The organism is Streptomyces sp. NPDC048417 (genome assembly GCF_040651615.1).
Taxonomy (GTDB): domain Bacteria; phylum Actinomycetota; class Actinomycetes; order Streptomycetales; family Streptomycetaceae; genus Streptomyces.
Genome location: NZ_JBEZKI010000009.1, coordinates 168,182 through 187,767 on the forward strand (window position 1 = coordinate 168,182; position 19,586 = coordinate 187,767).

The 19,586-nt window shown below is 70.8% G+C and carries 18 protein-coding genes; 13 read left to right on the forward strand and 5 right to left on the reverse strand.

What is annotated here, in order from left to right; genetic code table 11:
• Window positions 1-24: 24 nt before the first annotated feature.
• The 4 genes from AB0D59_RS16450 to AB0D59_RS16465 are packed head-to-tail and all read right to left on the reverse strand — an operon-like array spanning window position 25 to window position 3,558.
• On the reverse strand, window positions 25-648 hold the full coding sequence (locus AB0D59_RS16450) for a response regulator transcription factor (RefSeq protein WP_362565323.1): 624 nt from the start codon (window positions 646-648) through the stop codon (window positions 25-27).
• Window positions 645-1,850, reverse strand: coding sequence for a sensor histidine kinase (locus tag AB0D59_RS16455; protein ID WP_362565546.1), 1,206 nt, complete (start codon window positions 1,848-1,850; stop codon window positions 645-647). Before AB0D59_RS16455 ends, AB0D59_RS16450 begins: the two co-directional genes overlap by 4 nt.
• Complete coding sequence (locus AB0D59_RS16460; protein WP_362565325.1) at window positions 1,847-2,695, reverse strand: ABC transporter permease; 849 nt, start codon at window positions 2,693-2,695, stop codon at window positions 1,847-1,849. Before AB0D59_RS16460 ends, AB0D59_RS16455 begins: the two co-directional genes overlap by 4 nt.
• The gene (locus AB0D59_RS16465; RefSeq protein ID WP_362565327.1) at window positions 2,692-3,558 is read right to left on the reverse strand and encodes an ABC transporter ATP-binding protein; all 867 of its coding nucleotides are present in this window, start codon (window positions 3,556-3,558) and stop codon (window positions 2,692-2,694) included. The genes AB0D59_RS16460 and AB0D59_RS16465 overlap by 4 nt, the downstream gene beginning before the upstream one ends.
• A 145-nt stretch (window positions 3,559-3,703) precedes the next feature.
• On the opposite strand from AB0D59_RS16465, the gene AB0D59_RS16470 reads away from it, so the two are divergent.
• The 3 genes from AB0D59_RS16470 to rpsD all read left to right on the forward strand — a co-directional run bounded on the left by AB0D59_RS16470 (window position 3,704) and on the right by rpsD (window position 6,677).
• Entirely contained in the window at window positions 3,704-4,360 is a 657-nt protein-coding gene (locus AB0D59_RS16470; RefSeq protein ID WP_362565329.1) for a vitamin K epoxide reductase family protein, read from the forward strand.
• 43 nt (window positions 4,361-4,403) lie between these two features.
• Window positions 4,404-5,759: a replication-associated recombination protein A gene (locus tag AB0D59_RS16475; RefSeq protein WP_362565331.1), complete on the forward strand. Its 1,356-nt coding sequence runs from the start codon at window positions 4,404-4,406 to the stop codon at window positions 5,757-5,759.
• Window positions 5,760-6,062: 303 nt separating this feature from the next.
• Window positions 6,063-6,677 carry a 30S ribosomal protein S4 gene (gene rpsD, locus AB0D59_RS16480; protein ID WP_351707197.1) on the forward strand — a complete coding sequence of 205 codons (615 nt, stop codon included), beginning with the start codon at window positions 6,063-6,065 and terminating at the stop codon, window positions 6,675-6,677.
• A 27-nt stretch (window positions 6,678-6,704) separates the two neighbouring features.
• Here rpsD and AB0D59_RS16485 read toward each other — a convergent pair whose 3' ends face one another.
• Window positions 6,705-8,867 carry an AAA family ATPase gene (locus AB0D59_RS16485; RefSeq protein ID WP_362565333.1) on the reverse strand — a complete coding sequence of 721 codons (2,163 nt, stop codon included), beginning with the start codon at window positions 8,865-8,867 and terminating at the stop codon, window positions 6,705-6,707.
• Between the two features lie 151 nt (window positions 8,868-9,018).
• Between AB0D59_RS16485 and AB0D59_RS16490 the strand changes: the two genes are divergently transcribed.
• From AB0D59_RS16490 to AB0D59_RS16535, 10 genes are all read left to right on the forward strand, one after another.
• Window positions 9,019-9,462 (forward strand): DUF948 domain-containing protein, encoded by a 444-nt coding sequence (locus AB0D59_RS16490; protein ID WP_351707371.1) that lies wholly within the window; start codon window positions 9,019-9,021, stop codon window positions 9,460-9,462.
• 11 nt (window positions 9,463-9,473) lie between these two features.
• Window positions 9,474-9,821, forward strand: coding sequence for a hypothetical protein (locus tag AB0D59_RS16495; RefSeq protein ID WP_362565335.1), 348 nt, complete (start codon window positions 9,474-9,476; stop codon window positions 9,819-9,821).
• Complete coding sequence (gene alaS / locus AB0D59_RS16500; RefSeq protein WP_362565337.1) at window positions 9,821-12,493, forward strand: alanine--tRNA ligase; 2,673 nt, start codon at window positions 9,821-9,823, stop codon at window positions 12,491-12,493. Before AB0D59_RS16495 ends, alaS begins: the two co-directional genes overlap by 1 nt.
• Window positions 12,494-12,508: 15 nt before the next feature.
• On the forward strand, window positions 12,509-12,973 hold the full coding sequence (gene ruvX / locus AB0D59_RS16505) for a Holliday junction resolvase RuvX (RefSeq protein WP_362565339.1): 465 nt from the start codon (window positions 12,509-12,511) through the stop codon (window positions 12,971-12,973).
• A gap of 121 nt (window positions 12,974-13,094) precedes the next feature.
• On the forward strand, window positions 13,095-14,807 hold the full coding sequence (gene mltG, locus AB0D59_RS16510; RefSeq protein WP_362565341.1) for an endolytic transglycosylase MltG: 1,713 nt from the start codon (window positions 13,095-13,097) through the stop codon (window positions 14,805-14,807).
• Entirely contained in the window at window positions 14,788-15,627 is an 840-nt protein-coding gene (locus tag AB0D59_RS16515) for a shikimate dehydrogenase (RefSeq protein WP_362565343.1), read from the forward strand. The genes mltG and AB0D59_RS16515 overlap by 20 nt, the downstream gene beginning before the upstream one ends.
• A 168-nt stretch (window positions 15,628-15,795) precedes the next feature.
• Window positions 15,796-16,980, forward strand: coding sequence for a chorismate synthase (aroC, locus tag AB0D59_RS16520; RefSeq protein WP_362565345.1), 1,185 nt, complete (start codon window positions 15,796-15,798; stop codon window positions 16,978-16,980).
• Window positions 16,977-17,495: a shikimate kinase gene (locus AB0D59_RS16525; protein ID WP_362565347.1), complete on the forward strand. Its 519-nt coding sequence runs from the start codon at window positions 16,977-16,979 to the stop codon at window positions 17,493-17,495. Before aroC ends, AB0D59_RS16525 begins: the two co-directional genes overlap by 4 nt.
• On the forward strand, window positions 17,492-18,583 hold the full coding sequence (aroB, locus tag AB0D59_RS16530) for a 3-dehydroquinate synthase (RefSeq protein WP_362565349.1): 1,092 nt from the start codon (window positions 17,492-17,494) through the stop codon (window positions 18,581-18,583). Before AB0D59_RS16525 ends, aroB begins: the two co-directional genes overlap by 4 nt.
• A 142-nt stretch (window positions 18,584-18,725) precedes the next feature.
• Window positions 18,726-19,562 carry a Pro-rich N-terminal domain-containing protein gene (locus AB0D59_RS16535; protein ID WP_362565351.1) on the forward strand — a complete coding sequence of 279 codons (837 nt, stop codon included), beginning with the start codon at window positions 18,726-18,728 and terminating at the stop codon, window positions 19,560-19,562.
• Window positions 19,563-19,586: the final 24 nt, after the last annotated feature.

Below are 19,586 nucleotides of genomic sequence, written 5' to 3' on the forward strand. Positions count from 1 at the left end.
CGGAGTGAGGGGACGCGAGTCCCCTCACTCCAGCAACCCGAACCGCATCGCGCGCGTCACCGCTGCCGTTCGGTCGTCCACTTCGAGTTTGGTGAAGGCCCGCAGCAGGTGCGTCTTCACCGTCGACTCCCCGATGAAGAGCCGGCGCCCGATCTCCGCGTTCGTGCAGCCGTCGGCCACCAGGCGCAGGACCGCAACCTCCCGCTCCGAGAGGCGTGGGCGCTCCGGCCGGACCCTGAGCTGATCGACCAGCCGGGCCGCCACCGACGGGGCCAGCACGGTCTCGCCCCGCGCGGCCGCCCGTACCGCGTCGGCCAGTTCACCCCGGGGCAGATCCTTCAGCAGGTAGCCCGCCGCACCCGCCTCCACGGCGCGCAGAATGTCCCGGTCGTCCTCGTACGTCGTCAGGACGACCACCCGGCAGCGCAGCCCCGCCTCGGACATGCGGACGATCGAGTCGACGCCCCCGCCGCCAGGCATCCGCAGATCCATCAGCACGATGTCGGGGCGGAGTTCCGCCGCCAGCGCCTCCGCCTGCGGCCCGTTGGACGCGTCGGCGACCACCTCCAGGTCCGGCTCGGCGCTCAGCATCGCCCGCAGGCCCTCCCGTACGACGGGATGGTCGTCCGCGAGCACGATCCGGATCACCGGGGACCACCTCCCAGCGGCAGTCGTACCGTCACCGTCGTACCGGCCCCCGGCGCGCTGCGCACGGTCGCCGTCCCGCCCGCAGCCACGGCCCGCGCCCGCAGCCCCGCCAGACCGTAACCGGTGCACACGGCGTCCGGATCGAATCCGCAGCCGTCGTCATGGATGGCCACCGTGAGGCTCTCCTCCTCGTAGGCGAGCCGGATCCCCACCGGAACCGAACTCCCCGCGTGTCTGCGGGCGTTGGTCAGCCCCTCCTGGCAGGAACGCAGGGCGACCACCTCGGCGCCGGCCGGCAGCGGCCGTACCGGCCCGGTCACCTCCAGCCGGGCCGACGCGTGCCGGCCCACCAGCCGGCGCAGCGCGTCCGGCAGCGAGGCACCGTCCAGATCGGCGGGCGCGCCCCCGGCGACGAGCGCCCGGGCCTCGGCGAGGTTCTGCCGGGCCGTCTCGTCCATCAGGGTCAGATGGCGGCGGGCCTGCGGCAGATCGTGCTGGTCGAGCTCCGCGTCCACCGCCTGGACCAGCATCAGCAGGCTGGTGAACCCCTGGGCGAGGGTGTCGTGGATCTCGCGCGCCATCCGCTCCCGTTCCGCGAGCGCGCCGTGCGCCGCCGAGAGCCGGGAGATCTCGTGCCGGCTGGCGTCCAGTTCCGCGATCAGCTCGGCCCGTTCGGTGCTCTGCTCGATGATGCGGACGACCCAGCTGCCGATCACGACCGAGAAGACCAGGGACACGGTGGCGGACAGGGAGTTGGCGAACAGGTCGGGGACCGCCGGCCGCCACAGCAGCGCCCAGCCCGCCACCGGCGCCAGGTTGATCACGGTGACCGCGATCAGCGCCCTGCGCATCCGCAGGGTCATGAAGCACTGGGGGATCAGCGCGAACGACATCAGCCGGACCTCGCCGACCAGCACCGCCGACGGGAGGTACAGCGCCATCACCCCGGCCAGGTAACGCGTCGTCCGCCGCTCGGCCGACTCGGCCGGCTCGGCCGGCTGGATCAGCGCCCGTCCGAGCAACAGGTACCAGGGCACCAACGGCACCAGCAGCAGCGCCGCGACGAGCCGGACCGGCCACCCCGGGAACTCCGCGCCGAGCACGAAGGCCGAGGTGGCCGCCCACACGACCGCGAAGTACACGTCCCAGAGCCGGATCGTCCGGTCCCAGGCGTCCACGTCCCGGGCCGCGCCCCGGGTCATCCGTCGCGCCGGTTCTTCCAGCGGAAGGTCAGCAGACACAGCACCAATCCTCCGACGCACCAGGCGGCCAGCACCAGGGCGATCCGCCCGAACTCCCAGGCGCCCGCCTGCTCCAGCACCTTCGCCGAGTCCGGCAGGAACACCCCGCGCAGCCCCTGGCACAGCCACTTCAGCGGGAACAGCGCGCCGATGTCCAGCATCCAGTCGGGGATGGTGCCGACCGAGATGTAGACCCCGGAGATGAACTGCAGGACCAGGAAGGGGAGTACGACCACGGAGCTGGCGCTCCTCGCCGACTTCGGCACCGAGCTGATCGCGATGCCGAGCAGCGCGCACCCGGTCAGCCCGAGGACGAAGATCCAGGCGAAGTCCAGCCAGCGGGTCGCGGAGGACGGCAGCGAGACGTCGTACAGCGTGGTGCCGACGGCGAGCAGGATCGCCGTCTCCAGGACGCCCGTGAAGAGAACCAGCCAGATCTTGCCGAGGAAGTACGCGGACGGCGGCATCGGGGTGCCGCGCAGCCGGCGCAGGACCTTCTCGTCGCGTTCGACCGCGATCGAGATGCCAAGCGACTGGAAGCTGGTCGACATGATCCCCGAGGCCATCATGGCCGGCACGTACAGCTGGGAGGCGGTGACACCGCTGCCCTCGACGTCGTCGTGGAAGATCGACGCGAAGAGGAAGAGGAAGACGACGGGGAAGGCGAAGGTGAAGACCACCTGGTCGCGCTGGCGGAAGAACTGCTTGATCTCCAGGGCGCCCCGGCTCAGGCCGAGCCTCCAGGCGCCCGGCACCCGCATGTCGCCGCTGCGGGCCCGCACCGAGGCGGCGGTCGTCGTGGTCATCGGGCGGCCTCCTGTCCGGTCAGCCGGAGGTAGACGTCCTCCAGGGTGGGGCGGCTCACCCGCAGCCCCGGGATCTCGCCGTCGAAGCGGCGCATGAGCTCGGCGACCGTCTTCGTCGGGGTCTCCGTGTGCTCCGCGCGCGTGGTGCCGTCGGGTTCCGTCCACTCGACCGTGGCGCCGGTGCCGAAGCGGTCCCGGAGCGCCTGCGGCTCGCCCTCGGCGACCACCCGCCCGTGGGCCACGATCGCCAGCCGGTTCGCGAGGGCCTCCGCCTCCTCCAGGTAGTGGGTGGTGAGCAGGATCGTGGTGCCCTCGTCCGCGAGGAGCCGGATCAGATCCCAGAACCGGCGCCTGGCCGCCGGGTCGAAACCGGTCGTCGGCTCGTCCAGCAGGAGCAGCTCGGGGCCGCCGATCACCCCGAGCGCCACGTCCAGGCGGCGGCGCTGGCCGCCGGACAGGCCCTTGATCCGGCTGTCCGCCTTGGCTTCGAGACCGACCAGGCCGATCACCTGCTCGGGGTCGCGCGGCCTCGGGTAGTAGTGCGCGAAGTGCCGTACGGTCTCGCGGACCGTCAACTCGGCGGGTGCCGATTCGTCCTGCCAGACGATTCCCACCCGCGACCGCCACGCGCGCGTGCCCGTCGCCGGGTCCGCGCCCAGGACCGAGACCTCACCCCCGTCCCGGCTCCGGTTGCCCTGGAGGATCTCCACGGTCGTGCTCTTGCCCGCCCCGTTGGGTCCGAGCAGGCCGAACACCTCGCCCCGCCGGATGCCCAGATCGATGCCGTCCACGGCGGTCACGCCCCCGTACCGCTTGCGCAGCCCCCGGACGTCCACCGCGAGTTCGTTCGCGTGTGCTGTCATGCCTTGATCATCGGCCGGAACCGAACACTCCGGGACGACCGTGCGTACTTCCTTATGTCCACCGAACGGTGGACAGGGTGCCTCGTGCGGCACAATGGCCCCTGCCCGAAGAAGTTCCAACTCTCAAACAGACGGAATCGGCGTGATGAGCAAGACGACAGTCAACGACGTCTCCACCGAGCCCGAGCCCGAGCACGCCTCCGCAGCACCGCGCACCGAGGGCGGCAGCATCGCCTTCGGCCTGCTGCTGATCATCACGGGCGCCGCCGGGCTGCTGGCCGCCTGGGTCATCACGATCGACAAGTTCAAGCTGCTGGAAGCCAAGGTCGAGGGCAAGACGTTCACCCCCGGGTGCAGCCTCAACCCGGTCGTCTCCTGCGGCAGCGTCATGGAGTCCAAGCAGGCCGCCGCCTTCGGCTTCCCGAACCCGATGCTCGGCCTGGTCTGCTACGGCATCGTCATCTGCGTCGGCATGAGCCTGCTGGCCCGCGCCCGCTTCCCGCGCTGGTACTGGCTGACCTTCAACTTCGGCACCCTCTTCGGTGTCGGCTTCTGCAGCTGGCTGCAGTTCCAGTCCCTGTACCGGATCAACGCGCTGTGCCTGTGGTGCTCGCTGGCCTGGGTCGCGACGATCATCATGTTCTGGTACGTGACGTCCTTCAACATCCGCAAGGGCTTCCTGCCGGCCCCGAACTGGCTGAAGTCGTTCTTCGGCGAGTTCACCTGGGTGCTGCCGGTCCTGCACATCGGCATCATCGGCATGCTGATCCTGACCCGCTGGTGGGACTTCTGGACCAGCTGACCGCGCGCGCCGCATTGTCAGTGCCGTGTTCTAGGGTTTCAGCGTGGAACCCGACCTGTTCACCGCAGCCGCAGAAGAACGCCAGGAGAAGGACCCGACCGGCAGCCCCCTGGCGGTGCGGATGCGCCCGCGCACCCTCGACGAGGTGGTGGGCCAGCAGCATCTGCTGAAGCCGGGGTCGCCGCTGCGCAGGCTGGTCGGCGAGGGGTCCGGAGGTCCGGCCGGCCCCTCCTCGGTGGTCCTGTGGGGACCGCCCGGCACCGGCAAGACGACCCTCGCGTACGTCGTCTCCAAGGCGACCGACAAGCGGTTCGTGGAGCTCTCCGCGATCACCGCTGGCGTCAAGGAGGTCCGCGCGGTCATCGACGGCGCCCGCCGCGCCACCGGGGGATACGGCAAGGAGACCGTCCTCTTCCTCGACGAGATCCACCGCTTCAGCAAGGCCCAGCAGGACTCCCTGCTCCCGGCCGTCGAGAACCGCTGGGTCACCCTGATCGCCGCGACCACCGAGAACCCCTACTTCTCGGTGATCTCCCCGCTGCTCTCCCGCTCCCTGCTGCTCACCCTCGAACCGCTCACCGACGACGACGTCCGCGGCCTGCTCAGAAGGGCCCTGACCGCCGAGCGCGGCCTGAAGGACTCCGTCACCCTCCCCGAGGACACCGAGCAGCACCTGCTGCGGATCGCCGGCGGTGACGCCCGCCGCGCCCTGACCGCCCTGGAGGCCGCCGCCGGAGCCGCTCTCGACAAGGGCGAGACTCAGATCGGCCTGGGGACCCTGGAGGAGGTCGTCGACCGGGCCGCGGTGAAGTACGACCGGGACGGCGACCAGCACTACGACGTCGCCAGCGCCCTCATCAAGTCCATCCGGGGCTCCGACGTCGACGCGGCCCTGCACTACCTGGCCCGGATGATCGAGGCCGGCGAGGACCCCCGCTTCATCGCCCGCCGCCTGATGATCTCCGCGAGCGAGGACATCGGGCTCGCCGACCCCAACGCGCTGCCCATAGCGGTGGCCGCCGCCCAGGCCGTCGCCATGATCGGCTTCCCCGAGGCCGCCCTCACCCTCAGCCACGCCACCATCGCCCTCGCCCTGGCCCCCAAGTCCAACTCGGCGACCACGGCGATCGGCGCCGCCCTGGAGGACGTACGCAAGGGGCTGGCCGGACAGGTGCCCCCGCATCTGCGGGACGGCCACTACAAGGGCGCCGCCAAGCTGGGTCACGCGCAGGGGTACGTCTATCCGCACGACCTGCCCGAGGGCATCGCCGAGCAGCAGTACGCACCGGACCCGGTCAAGGACCGCGAGTACTACACCCCGACCCGGCACGGCTCCGAGGCCCGCTACGCGGACGCGGTCGAATGGACCAGGAAGCACCTCGGTCGCAGGCGGTCCTGAGCAGCCTGTAGAATCCCTCGAAGCGCTGAGTCCCGCGCTGTCAGAGCGGGACAGTCGGCCGGAGCCTCCGCAAGGGGGTTCCAGGAGCGTCGCGCACCGTCGAACGGTGTCGCGGGCAGCCCACCACCATTCGCCGTATGGCGAGAGGGTCGGTGGGCCACTCGCGTGCTGCACGTATGTGCCCAGACCAGGGGAGCGGCTGCCCACCAGGCCCGGCAACGGGTCCCGGCGGGTTTCCCCGGCTGCGGATTGCGACCTCCCTTAACCCTGACGAGCCGGATATCAGAAGGAAGAAAGAGACAAGTGGCGAACCAGTCCCGCCCCAAGGTCAAGAAGTCGCGTGCCCTCGGCATCGCGCTGACCCCGAAGGCCGTCAAGTACTTCGAGGCCCGCCCCTACCCGCCGGGTGAGCACGGCCGCGGCCGCAAGCAGAACTCGGACTACAAGGTCCGTCTGCTGGAGAAGCAGCGTCTGCGCGCGCAGTACGACGTGTCCGAGCGTCAGCTCGTCCGCGCCTACGAGCGTGCCTCCAAGGTGCAGGGCAAGACCGGTGAGGCCCTGATCATCGAGCTGGAGCGTCGCCTCGACGCGCTGGTCCTGCGTTCGGGCATCGCCCGCACGATCTACCAGGCCCGCCAGATGGTCGTCCACGGCCACATCCAGGTCAACGGCCAGAAGGTCGACAAGCCGTCCTACCGCGTGCGTCCGGACGACGTCATCCAGGTCCGTGACCGCTCGAAGGACAAGACGCTCTTCCAGATCGCCCGTGAGGGTGGCTTCGCCCCCGACGGCGAGATCCCGCGCTACCTGCAGGTGAACCTCAAGGCCCTGGCGTTCCGCCTGGACCGCGAGCCCAACCGCAAGGAAGTTCCGATCATCTGTGACGAGCAGCTCGTCGTCGAGTACTACGCCCGCTGATCCCAGCCCCGGCGCAGCACTCCAGCGTCAGCCCGCCGTCTCCCCGCCCTTCCGGGTGGGCGAGGCGGCGGGCTTGCGCATACCGGCACCGTCCCGACGCTGCCGCACCGGCCCGCGCGGCGACGGCAGCGCGTCCAGCGGCCGTACCCCGAAGTACTCCAGCGCCCGGGCCACCGCCGCCTCCCGGTCCAGCAGGGCGCCCTGTCGTACGCACTCCGCGTACCGCTCCTCGCCCAGCGCCCGCCGGGCCATCGCCTCGCACAGCTCGTGCGGGGCGTTGTAGTAGGCCGAGCCGAACAGCGGCAGCCCCACCGACGGCCACATCCGACCCGCCGCGCCCTGCAGCACCGCCGCTTCCGCCGGATCGCCCTGTGCAACAGTCACCAGGGCAAGGAGCTCGATCGACAGAACTGAGCCAAGCAGGTCACGGAAGCCGTGTGCATGGCCCAGGCAGTCGGTCAGCAGCTCGCGGGCGCCAGCGTGGTCGCCGCCTTGCCAGGCCGCGTACGCCAGCACATACAGCGCGTACGACCGGGCCCAGTGCTCGCCGTGGTCCTCGCACACCCGCCGCACGTCCTCGCACAGCCGCACCGCGTCCGGCAGATCGCCGAGGAACGCCCTGGTCATCGCCAGCTCGACCTGGCCCATCAGGACATTGCTGTTGAGCTCGCCGATCTCCCGGTACCGGCCGAGCGCCGAGCGCAGCAGCGTCTCCGCCCGCGCCATGTCGTCCGTGACCAGGGCCAGACAGCCCGTGCGATGTTCCGCGTACGCCACCGCCATGGGGTCGGCGACCAGCTCGGCCTCCTCCTGGCACTCCTGGAGCGCGGCCAGCGCGGGCACCGCGTCGCCCTGCAGGATCGCCACATAGCCGAGCACCCACAGCGCCTTCAGCCGGGACCGCGGATACTCCGAGTCCAGCTCCAGACTGAGCTCCAGCCAGCGCCGCCCCTCCGAGAGCCGCCCGCAGCCCGCCCAGTAGAACCACAGCGAGCCCGCCAGATACTGGCCCAGATGTGCCTCGTCCGGCTCGGTCAGACAGTGGTCCAGGGCGGCCCGCAGGTTCGGCAGCTCGGCCTCGACACGCGCGGCCACCTCGCCCTGCCGCGGCGAGAACCAGTCCAGCTCGCACCAGGTCGCCAGCCCCATGAACCAGTCGCGGTGCCGGCGCCGCAGCCGCCCCGCGTCCCCCGTCGCCGCCAGCCAGTCGGCGCCGTACGCCCGTACGGTGTCGAGCATCCGGTAGCGCACCCCCGTCGCGGTCTCCTCCCGGGACACCACCGACTGCGCGAGCAGCTCCACCAGCACGTCCAGGACGTTCTCGGACGACAGCCCGTCCCCGCCGCACACGTACTCGGCGGCCTCCAGGTCGAAGGTCCCCGCGAACACCGACAGCCGTGCCCACAGCAACCGCTCGGCGGGGGTGCACAGTTCATGGCTCCAGCCGATCGCCGTGCGCAGCGTCTGATGGCGGGGGAGGCCGTCGCGGCCGCCGCCGGTCAGCAGCCGGAACCGGTCGTCGAGCCGCTCCAGCAGCTGCCCCGGCGACAGCGCCCGCAGCCGGCCCGCCGCCAGCTCGATCGCCAGCGGGATCCCGTCCAGCCGCCGGCACACCTCCCGAACCTCCGCACGGTCCCGGACCTCCAACCCCTGCCGCTCGGCGCGCTCGGCGAACAGCTCCACCGCCTCGTCCTCGCCGAGCGGCGCCAGCGGGAACAACCGCTCACCCGCCACGCCCAGCGGCCGCCGCCCCACCGCCAGCACGGTCAGGTCGGGCAGCCGCCGCAGCAACTCGGCCACCAGGTCCGCACACCCGTCGACCAGGTGCTCGCACCCGTCGAGCAGCAGGCAGCGATGGCCGGCCAGGTGCTCCAGAAGCGTCTCGCGCGGCAGCCGGGTGGTGTGGTCGGTCAGGCCCAGCGCCTCCACGACCGCGTACTCCACGAACCCCGGATCGCGCACCGCGGCCAGCTCCACCCGCCACACCCCGTCCCGGGGCGCCGCCGCGGCGGCCGCCCGGGCCGCGAGCCGGGACTTGCCGACCCCGCCGACCCCGGTCACCGTCACCAGCCGGCCGGACTCCAGGGCCCGGGCCAGCTCGCCGAGTTCGGCCGAGCGACCCACGAACGCGGTCAGTTCCAGGGGCAGATTGCCGTCCGCCGAAGAGCCGGGGCGCTGAGGACCTCGCATGGAAACGGAGCGTACTTAACCGTAATCAGTCCGTACAATCGCTTCCCGCAACTCCACCTCCAGCGCGCCGGTAATCCGGTACGGAGTCCCACGCCCGGCGCGATAGGCTCGGTGCAGACTTTTCGATGTTGAGGCACGTTTCAGGGAGCGGGTGCGCGCAGTGTCCGGTGGAGAGGTGGCCGGGATCCTGGTGGCCGTCTTCTGGGCGATCCTGGTCTCCTTCCTCGCGGTGGCTCTCGTGAGGCTGGCCCAGACGCTCAAGGCGACCACCAAGCTCGTGGCGGACGTGACCGACCAGGCCGTCCCGCTGCTCGCCGACGCCTCCGCGGCCGTACGCTCCGCGCAGACCCAGATCGACCGGGTCGACGCGATCGCCTCCGACGTCCAGGAGGTCACCTCCAACGCCTCCGCGCTGTCGACCACCGTCGCCTCCACCTTCGGCGGCCCGCTGGTCAAGGTCGCGGCGTTCGGCTACGGCGTGCGCCGGGCCCTGACCGGCCGCAAGGCGGAGGACGTGCCCGCCCGGGAGCCCGGGCGTACCGTGATCGTGGGCCGGACCGTGCCCGCCGCACGGCGGAAGAACCGGGGAAAGTAGGAGCCAGGCAGATGTTCCGCCGTACCTTCTGGTTCACCACCGGTGTCGCCGCCGGTGTCTGGGCCACCACCAAGGTCAACCGCAAGCTCAGGCAGCTGACTCCCGAGAGTCTCGCCGCCACCGCCGCGAACAAGGCGCTGGAGACCGGCCACCGGATCAAGGACCGGGCGATCGGCTTCGCGCTCGACGTCCGCGACAACATGGCCCAGCGGGAGGCGGAGCTGGGGGACGCGCTGGGCATCAACGCGGACCCCGAACTCCCCGCGCCCCGGCGGCTCACCGCCATCGAGAACAACCGCAGCAACCCGAAGTACATCGAGAACACGACGTACTCGCACGACCGGAATGAGGACCACTGATGGAGTCGGCAGAGATTCGCCGCCGCTGGCTGAGCTTCTTCGAGGAGCGCGGGCACACCGTCGTCCCTTCGGCGTCGCTCATCGCGGACGACCCGACTCTGCTCCTCGTCCCGGCCGGCATGGTGCCCTTCAAGCCCTACTTCCTGGGTGAGGTCAAGCCGCCCTTCGACCGCGCCACCAGCGTGCAGAAGTGCGTGCGCACACCGGACATCGAAGAGGTCGGCAAGACCACCCGGCACGGCACGTTCTTCCAGATGTGCGGCAACTTCTCCTTCGGCGACTACTTCAAGGAAGGCGCCATCAAGTACGCCTGGGAGCTGCTCACCAGCCCCCAGGACAAGGGCGGTTACGGCCTGGAGCCGGACCGTCTGTGGATCACCGTCTACAAGGACGACGACGAGGCCGAGCGCATCTGGCACGACGTCGTCGGCGTGCCGAAGGAGCGCATCCAGCGCCTCGGCATGAAGGACAACTACTGGTCCATGGGCGTCCCCGGACCCTGCGGCCCCTGCTCCGAGATCAACTACGACCGCGGCCCCGAGTTCGGCGTCGAGGGCGGCCCGGCCGTCAACGACGAGCGGTACGTGGAGATCTGGAACCTCGTCTTCATGCAGTACGAGCGCGGCGAGGGCATCGGCAAGGACAACTTCGAGATCCTCGGAGAGCTGCCGAGCAAGAACATCGACACGGGCCTCGGCCTGGAGCGTCTCGCCATGATTCTGCAGGGCGTGCAGAACATGTACGAGATCGACACCTCCATGGCCGTCATCAAGAAGGCCACCGAGCTGACCGGCGTGGCCTACGGCGACGCCCACGGCTCGGACGTCTCGCTGCGCGTGGTCACCGACCACATGCGGACGTCGGTGATGCTCATCGGTGACGGAGTCACCCCCGGCAACGAGGGCCGCGGCTACGTCCTGCGCCGCATCATGCGCCGCGCCATCCGCAACATGCGGCTGCTGGGCGCCACCGGCCCGGTCGTCCTGGACCTGGTCGACACCGTCATCCAGATGATGGGCCAGCAGTACCCCGAGCTGGTCACCGACCGCGAGCGCATCGAGAAGGTCGCCGTCGCCGAGGAGAACGCCTTCCTCAAGACGCTGAAGGCCGGCACCAACATCCTCGACACCGCCGTCACCGAGACCAAGGAGGCCGGTGGCACGGTCCTCGCCGGTGACAAGGCCTTCCTGCTCCACGACACCTGGGGCTTCCCGATCGACCTCACCCTCGAGATGGCCGCCGAGCAGGGCCTCGCGGTGGACGAGGACGGCTTCCGCCGCCTGATGAAGGAGCAGCGGGACCGCGCCAAGGCCGACGCCCAGGCCAAGAAGACCGGGCACGGCGGCGCCGGCGCCTACCGCGAGATCGCCGACAAGACCGGCGAGACCGACTTCATCGGCTACTCCGACACCGAGGGCGAGACCACGATCGTCGGCATCCTGGTCGACGGCGTCTCCTCGCCTGCCGCCACCGAGGGCGACGAGGTCGAGATCGTCCTGGACCGCACCCCGTTCTACGCCGAGGGCGGCGGTCAGATCGGCGACACCGGCCGGATCAAGGTCGACTCCGGTGCCGTCGTCGAGATCCGCGACACCCAGAAGCCGGTCCCGGGCGTCTACGTCCACAAGGGCGTCGTCCAGTTCGGCGAGGTGACGGTCGGCGCCAAGGCCCACGCCGCGATCGACCAGCGCCGCCGCACCGCCATCGCCCGCGCCCACTCGGCCACCCACCTCACCCACCAGGCGCTGCGCGACGCCCTCGGCCCGACGGCCGCCCAGGCCGGTTCCGAGAACCAGCCCGGCCGCTTCCGCTTCGACTTCGGCTCGCCGTCCGCCGTCCCGACGGCCGTGATGACCGACGTCGAGCAGAAGATCAACGAGGTGCTCGCCCGCGACCTGGACGTGCGCGCCGACATCATGGGCATCGACGAGGCCAAGAAGCAGGGCGCCATCGCCGAGTTCGGCGAGAAGTACGGCGAGCGGGTCCGTGTGGTGACCATCGGCGACTTCTCCAAGGAGCTGTGCGGCGGCACCCATGTGCACAACACCGCCCAGCTGGGCCTGGTGAAGCTGCTCGGTGAGTCGTCGATCGGCTCGGGGGTCCGCCGTATCGAGGCCCTCGTCGGCGTCGACGCCTACAACTTCCTGGCCCGTGAGCACACGGTCGTCGCCCAGCTCCAGGAGCTGATCAAGGGCCGTCCGGAGGAGCTTCCGGAGAAGGTCTCCGCCATGCTCGGCAAGTTGAAGGACGCCGAGAAGGAGATCGAGAAGTTCCGTGCGGAGAAGGTGCTCCAGGCCGCCGGCGGCCTGGTCGACTCCGCGAAGGACGTCCGCGGGATCGCCGTGGTGACCGGGCAGGTCCCGGGCGGCACCACCCCGGACGACCTGCGCAAGCTCGTCCTCGACGTGCGCGGTCGCATCCAGGGCGGACGCGCCGCCGTGGTCGCCCTGTTCACGGTCAACAACGGCAAGCCGCTCACGGTCATCGCCACCAACGACGCCGCCCGCGACCGCGGCCTCAAGGCCGGTGACCTGGTGCGCACCGCCGCCAAGACCCTCGGCGGCGGTGGCGGCGGCAAGCCGGACGTCGCCCAGGGCGGCGGCCAGAACCCGGCCGCCGTGGGCGAGGCCATCGACGCCGTCGAGCGTCTCGTGGCCGAGACCGCCAAGTAAGAAACGGTCACGAAGATGCGCAGAGGACGTCGACTCGCCATCGACGTCGGGGACGCCCGGATCGGGGTCGCCTCGTGCGACCCCGACGGGATCCTCGCCACCCCGGTCGAGACGGTCCCGGGCCGGGACATCCCGGCGGCCCACCGCCGGCTCGGACAACTGATCGAGGAGTACGAACCGATCGAGGTCGTCGTCGGACTCCCACGCTCCCTCAAGGGAGGGGAGGGCCCGGCCGCCGTGAAGGTCCGGGCCTTCGCGCAGGAGCTGGCCAACGGCATCAAGCCGGTGCCGGTCCGGCTGGTCGACGAGCGGATGACGACCGTGACGGCCAGTCAGGGACTGCGCGCCTCGGGGGTGAAGTCCAAGAAGGGCCGCTCGGTCATCGACCAGGCCGCCGCTGTGATCATCCTCCAGCAGGCGCTGGAATCCGAACGGGTGTCAGGTAATCCACCCGGCGAGGGCGTCGAAGTGGTCATCTGATCGCGATACGGTAACGTTCCGCGCGATGCGATGGTTTTCGAACAGCCACCGCACAGCAAGAAGCGGTACGACAGTCGGCCCACCAGCCGCTGACGCGCCGCTTCGCGGCTCTAGGGGATCGATGACTGAGTATGGCCGGGGCGAAGGCCCCGAACCGTGGCATCCGGAGGACCCGTTGTACGGGGACGACGGATGGGGAGGACAGCAGGCCCACGTGGGTCAGCAGTCCCCCTACGGCGGTCAGCCGCAGCACTATCCGCAGCAGCCGCAGCAGCAGTACGGCGACTGGAGCCAGCACCCGCAGGGCGAGTACGACCAGCACCACGGCCAGCAGCAGTACGCGTACTACGACGAACAGGGCCAGCTTCAGTACGCCGACGGACAGGGTCAGCAGCAGTACGACCAGCAGTACGTCGGCCATGCCCAGCAGCACTATCACCAGGGCGGCTGGGATGCGACCGGCACCCACGGCCAGGTGCCCTACGCCGCCGACCCGGGCGACCCCTACGGCCAGCAGCCGGTGGCGTACGGCGGGGAGCAGCCCGACTTCTACGGCACCGAGGACGCCTATCCGCCGCCGGAGCCGCCCGGCCGCCGGCGCGAACCGGAGCCGGAGGCGCAGCCGGAGCCCGTCGTCGAGGAGGAGCAGCACCCCTTCTTCACGGGCGCCGAGGATGAAGACGAGGATGACGACGACCCGAAAGGGCGCCGCGGTGGTGGCCGCGGCAAGGACGCGAAGGGTGGCAAGGGGGCCAAGAAGCGTCGCAACGGCTGCGCCTGTCTGGTGGTCTGCCTGGTCTTCGGCGGCGGTGCGGCCACGGTCGGCTATTACGGCTGGCACTTCTACCAAAATCGCTTCGGCGCGGCTCCGGACTACGCGGGCGGCGGTGACGGCTCGGTGACCGTCGAGATCCCGAAGGGCGCGGGCGGATACGACATCGGCCGGCGTCTGAAGGAGGCCGGCGTGGTCAAGAGCGTGGACGCGTTCGTGGCCGCCCAGTCGCAGAACCCTGATGGAAAAACGATTCAGGCCGGTGCCTATCTCCTGAAGAAGGAGATGTCCGCCGCGAGCGCCGTACAGCTGATGCTCGACCCGAAGAGCAAGGCCAATGTGGTGGTCACTCCGGGCGAGCGTGCGGCGGCCATCTACGTGGATCTCGACAAAAGGCTCGGGCTTTCCGCCGGCACGACCAAGAAGGTCGCCAGGACCGGGTACAAGGGCTTCGGTCTGCCGAGTTACGCGAACACCGACAGCAAGATCATGGACCCGCTGGAGGGCTTCCTCTTCCCGGGTACCTATCCCGCGGCGAAGGGCATGAAGCCCGACGCGATCCTGAAGCAGATGGTCGCCGCGGCCAAGGAGGAATACGCCACCTACGACCTCGCGGCACAGGCCAAGAAGTACGACCTGGACAACCCGCTGCAGGTCATCACGGTCGCGAGCCTCGTCCAGGCCGAAGGAAAGACACACGACGACTTCCGCAAGATGGCGGAAGTGATCTACAACCGCCTCGAGCCCACGAACACCGAGACGAACCAGTTGCTCCAATTCGACTCGACCTTCAACTACCTGAAGGGCACGAGCAACATCCACATCAGCGAGTCGGAGATCAACAGCAACAAGGACGCGTACAACACGTACACGCAGAAGGGCCTTCCGCCCGGTCCGATCGGCAACCCCGGCGACGAAGCGCTGAAGGCGGCACTGAATCCGACCGACGAGGGCTGGATGTATTTCGTGGCGACCGACGGCGTGAACAATACCGAATTCGCCAAGACCAACGCCGAATTCGAGAAGCTCAAGGAAAAGTTCAATGCCAACTCGGGCAACTGATGCCCGCCGGGCCGCTGTGCTCGGTAAGCCCATCGCCCACTCCCTCTCCCCGGTGCTGCACCGGGCCGCGTACGACGAACTCGGGCTCACCGACTGGTCGTACGAGCGCTTCGAGGTCGACGAGACCCGGCTGCCCGGCTTCCTCGGGCAGCTGGGGCCGGAGTGGGCGGGGCTGTCGCTGACCATGCCGCTGAAGCGGGCGGTCATCCCGCTGGTCGACGAGATCAGTGAGACGGCCGCCTCGGTCGACGCGGTCAACACGGTCGTCTTCACGGAGGACGGCCGACGACTCGGGGACAACACCGACATCCCGGGCATGGTCGCCGCGTTGCGTGAGCACGGCATCGAACAGGTCGACTCCGCCGCGATCCTCGGCGCCGGCGCCACCGCCTCCTCGGCGCTGGCCGCGCTCTCCCGGATCTGCACCGGCGGGGTCGTCGCCTACGTCCGCAGCGAGGAGCGCGCCGCCGAGATGCGGCACTGGGGCGAGCGGCTCGACGTGGACGTGCGGACCGCCGACTGGGCCGATGCCGAACAGGCCCTGCACGCCCCCCTGGTGATCGCCACCACCCCGGCGGGCACCACCGACGCCCTCGCCGCCGCCGTACCCGAGCGCCCCACCACCCTCTTCGACGTCCTCTACCATCCCTGGCCCACGGCGCTGGCCGCACGCTGGTCCATGTTCGGCGGAGCCGTGGTGGGCGGCCTCGACCTCCTGGTGCACCAGGCCGTGCTCCAGGTCGAACAGATGACCGGCCGCGCCCCGGCGCCGCTGGACGCCATGCGCAGGGCCGGGGAGAAGGCACTCGCCGAGCGCTGACCCGGTCCACCTCCGCGTCCGTCTGCTGGACCGGCGGCCGGGTTCACCGCCCGGACGTGGGAGGATCAAAGACGGCGGACCGGGGCCGCGCACCCGGTCGGGCCGTCGCCGTACGCGAGGACGCGCGTACGCAGGGCAGTACCAGGGCGCGAGCACTGAGGAGCATCGTTGAGCAGGCTGCGTTGGCTGACCGCGGGGGAGTCCCACGGTCCCGCACTTGTCGCGACGCTGGAGGGCCTTCCCGCCGGCGTGCCGATCACGACCGAGATGGTCGCCGACCACCTGGCGCGGCGGCGGCTCGGTTACGGACGCGGTGCGCGCATGAAGTTCGAGCAGGACCAGGTCACTTTCCTGGGTGGTGTCCGGCACGGTCTGACCCTCGGTTCCCCGGTCGCGATCATGGTGGGCAACTCCGAGTGGCCCAAGTGGGAGCAGGTCATGGCGGCCGACCCGGTCGACCCCGAGATCCTCGCCGGGCTGGCCCGCAACGCCCCGCTGACCCGGCCCCGTCCCGGCCACGCCGACCTCGCCGGTATGCAGAAGTACGGCTTCGACGAGGCCCGGCCGGTCCTGGAGCGTGCTTCCGCCCGGGAGACCGCGGCCCGGGTGGCGCTGGGTGCGGTGGCCCGGTCGTATCTGAAGGAGACGGCCGGCATCGAGATCGTCTCGCACGTGGTCGAGCTGTGCTCAGTGAAGGCCCCGGCCGGTGTCTACCCCACCCCGGCCGATGTCGAGAAGCTGGACGCCGACCCGCTGCGCTGCCTGGACGCGGACGCGTCGAAGGCGATGGTCGCGGAGGTCGACCAGGCGCACAAGGACGGCGACACCCTCGGCGGTGTGGTCGAGGTGGTCGCGTACGGCGTCCCGGTCGGCCTCGGCTCCCATGTGCACTGGGACCGCAAGCTGGACGCCCGGCTCGCCGGGGCCCTGATGGGTATCCAGGCGATCAAGGGTGTCGAGATCGGCGACGGCTTCGAGCTGGCGCGGGTGCCCGGCTCCAAGGCGCACGACGAGATCGTGAACACGCCCGAGGGGATCCGCCGCGTCTCCGGCCGGGCCGGCGGCACCGAGGGCGGTCTGTCCACCGGTGAGCTGCTGCGGGTGCGGGCCGCGATGAAGCCGATCGCGACCGTGCCGCGCGCCCTGCAGACCGTCGACGTCACCACCGGCGAGGCGACCCAGGCCCATCACCAGCGTTCCGACGTCTCCGCGGTGCCGGCCGCCGGCATCGTCGCCGAGGCGATGGTGGCGCTCGTCCTGGCGGACGCGGTCGCGGAGAAGTTCGGCGGCGACTCGGTGCCCGAGACCCGTCGCAACGTGCGGTCGTACCTCGAGAACCTGGTCATCCGATGAGCAGCGCACCGGTGGTGGTGCTGGTCGGACCGATGGGCGTCGGTAAGTCCACGGTCGGGCAGCTGCTCGCCGAGCGGCTCGGCGTCGGCTACCGGGACACCGACGAGGACATCGTCGCCGCCGAGGACCGGGCCATCGCCGACATCTTCGTGGCCGAGGGCGAGGCGGTCTTCCGGGAGATCGAGAAGCGGGCCGTGCAGGTGGCGCTGGCCGAGCACGAGGGTGTCCTCGCGCTGGGCGGCGGCGCGATCCTCGACGCGGACACGCGTGCGCTGCTGGCCGGCCGGCGGGTGGTCTACCTCTCGATGGACGTCGAGGAGGCCGTCAAGCGCACCGGCCTGAACGCGGCCCGGCCGCTGCTGGCGATCAACCCGCGCAGGCAGTGGCGCGAGCTGATGGACGCACGGCGGCACCTGTACGAGGAGGTCGCCTCGGCGGTCGTCGCGACCGACGGCCGTACACCCGAAGAGGTCACCCAAGCAGCCCTGGACGCACTGGAGTTGAAGGAAGCATGAGCGAGGCAGTCAGCCGGATCCAGGTCGGCGGCACGGCGGGCACCGAGCCGTACGAGGTCCTGGTGGGCCGTCAACTGCTCGGCGAACTGGGCGGGTTGATCGGCGAGAGGGTCAAGCGGGTCGCGGTGATCCACCCCGAGGCACTCGCCGAGACCGGGGACGCGCTCCGCGCCGACCTCGCCGGGCAGGGCTTCGAGGCCGTCGCCATCCAGGTGCCCAACGCGGAGGAGGCCAAGACCGCCGAGGTCGCCGCCTACTGCTGGAAGGCGCTCGGCCAGTCCGGGTTCACCCGCTCCGACGTCATCGTGGGCGTGGGCGGCGGGGCGACGACGGACCTGGCCGGTTTCGTGGCCGCGACCTGGCTGCGCGGGGTGCGCTGGATCGCCATCCCGACCACCGTCCTCGCCATGGTCGACGCGGCCGTCGGCGGCAAGACCGGCATCAACACCGCCGAGGGCAAGAACCTGGTGGGCGCCTTCCACCCGCCCGCCGGTGTGCTGTGCGACCTGGCCGCACTGGACTCCCTCCCGGTCAACGACTACGTCTCCGGGCTCGCCGAGGTCATCAAGGCCGGCTTCATCGCCGACCCGGCGATCCTGGAGCTCATCGAGTCCGACCCCGAGGCCGCGCGCACCCCGGCCGGCCCGCACACGGCCGAGCTGATCGAGCGCTCCATCCGGGTCAAGGCCGAGGTCGTCTCCTCCGACCTCAGGGAGTCGGGCCTGCGGGAGATCCTCAACTACGGCCACACGCTCGGCCACGCCATCGAGAAGAACGAGCGCTACAAGTGGCGGCACGGCGCCGCGGTCGCCGTCGGCATGCACTTCGCCGCCGAACTCGGCCGGCTGGCCGGACGCCTGGACGACGCGACGGCCGACCGCCACCGCGCGATCCTCGAATCGGTCGGCCTGCCGCTGCACTACCGCTACGACCAGTGGCCCAAGCTCGTCGAGACGATGAAGGTCGACAAGAAGTCCCGCGGCGACCTGCTGCGCTTCATCGTCCTCGACGGCCTCGCCAAGCCGACCGTCCTGGAGGGCCCGGACCCGGCCGTGCTGCTCGCCGCCTACGGCGAGGTCGGACAGTAAGTCCGCCGCTGTTCCTTCCGCCCGATTCGCCTCCCGGCACGGGCACTTCGTACCGCCCCCGGCCGTTTCACCAAACGACGACCGGGGGCGGTACCGTTCGGTAACGAGCGCAGCCGCACATGACGAGACGGAGTGGCACCGGATGCAGCACGCAGTGGGATCTCCGCTGCCGCCGCCCCATCAGCCGGGGCAGGGACCGACCGGCTGGCCGCCGGCCGCACACCACCCGGGAGCGCCGCAGGGCCCCGCGCCCGTGCCGCCGCCGCCGGCCGCGCCCCCGCAACCGTCGGTCCCGCCGCCGCCCCCCTTGCCCTCGGCCCCGCCGCCTCCCGACACCACGGGTCATGTGCCGCTACCGCCGGGCGCCCCGGTCGGCATCCCCACCGCATCCCCGGCCGCGACCACCATGCCCGACCCGACCACCACCACCCTGGCTGTCCTCCTCATCGGCCCGGCGGGTGCGGGCAAGACGAGCGTGGCCAAGTACTGGGCCGACCACCGCCGGGTGCCCACGGCCCACATCAGCCTCGACGACGTCCGCGAATGGGTCCGCTCCGGCTTCGCCGACCCCCAGTCCGGCTGGAACGACAACTCCGAGGCCCAGTACCGCCTGGCCCGCCGCACCTGTGGCTTCGCCGCGCGCAACTTCCTGGCCAACGGGATCTCGTGCATCCTCGACGACGCGGTCTTCCCGGATCGCCCGGTCGTCGGCCTCGGCGGCTGGAAGCGCCACGTCGGTCCCGGCCTCCTCCCGGTGGTTCTCCTCCCGGGCCTCGACATCGTCCTGGAGCGCAACGCCGAACGCACGGGCAACCGCCGCCTCGCCGACGAGGAGGTGGCCCGTATCCACGGCCGCATGGCGGGCTGGTACGGCTCGGGCCTCCCGATCATCGACAACTCCCAGTTGGACGTTCCGAGCACGGCCCGCGTGCTGGACGAGGTCCTGGCCCGGGCGATAGCTAGCCCACCGAGCTGGTAGCAGGCGGGGCTGCCACGTCCCCGG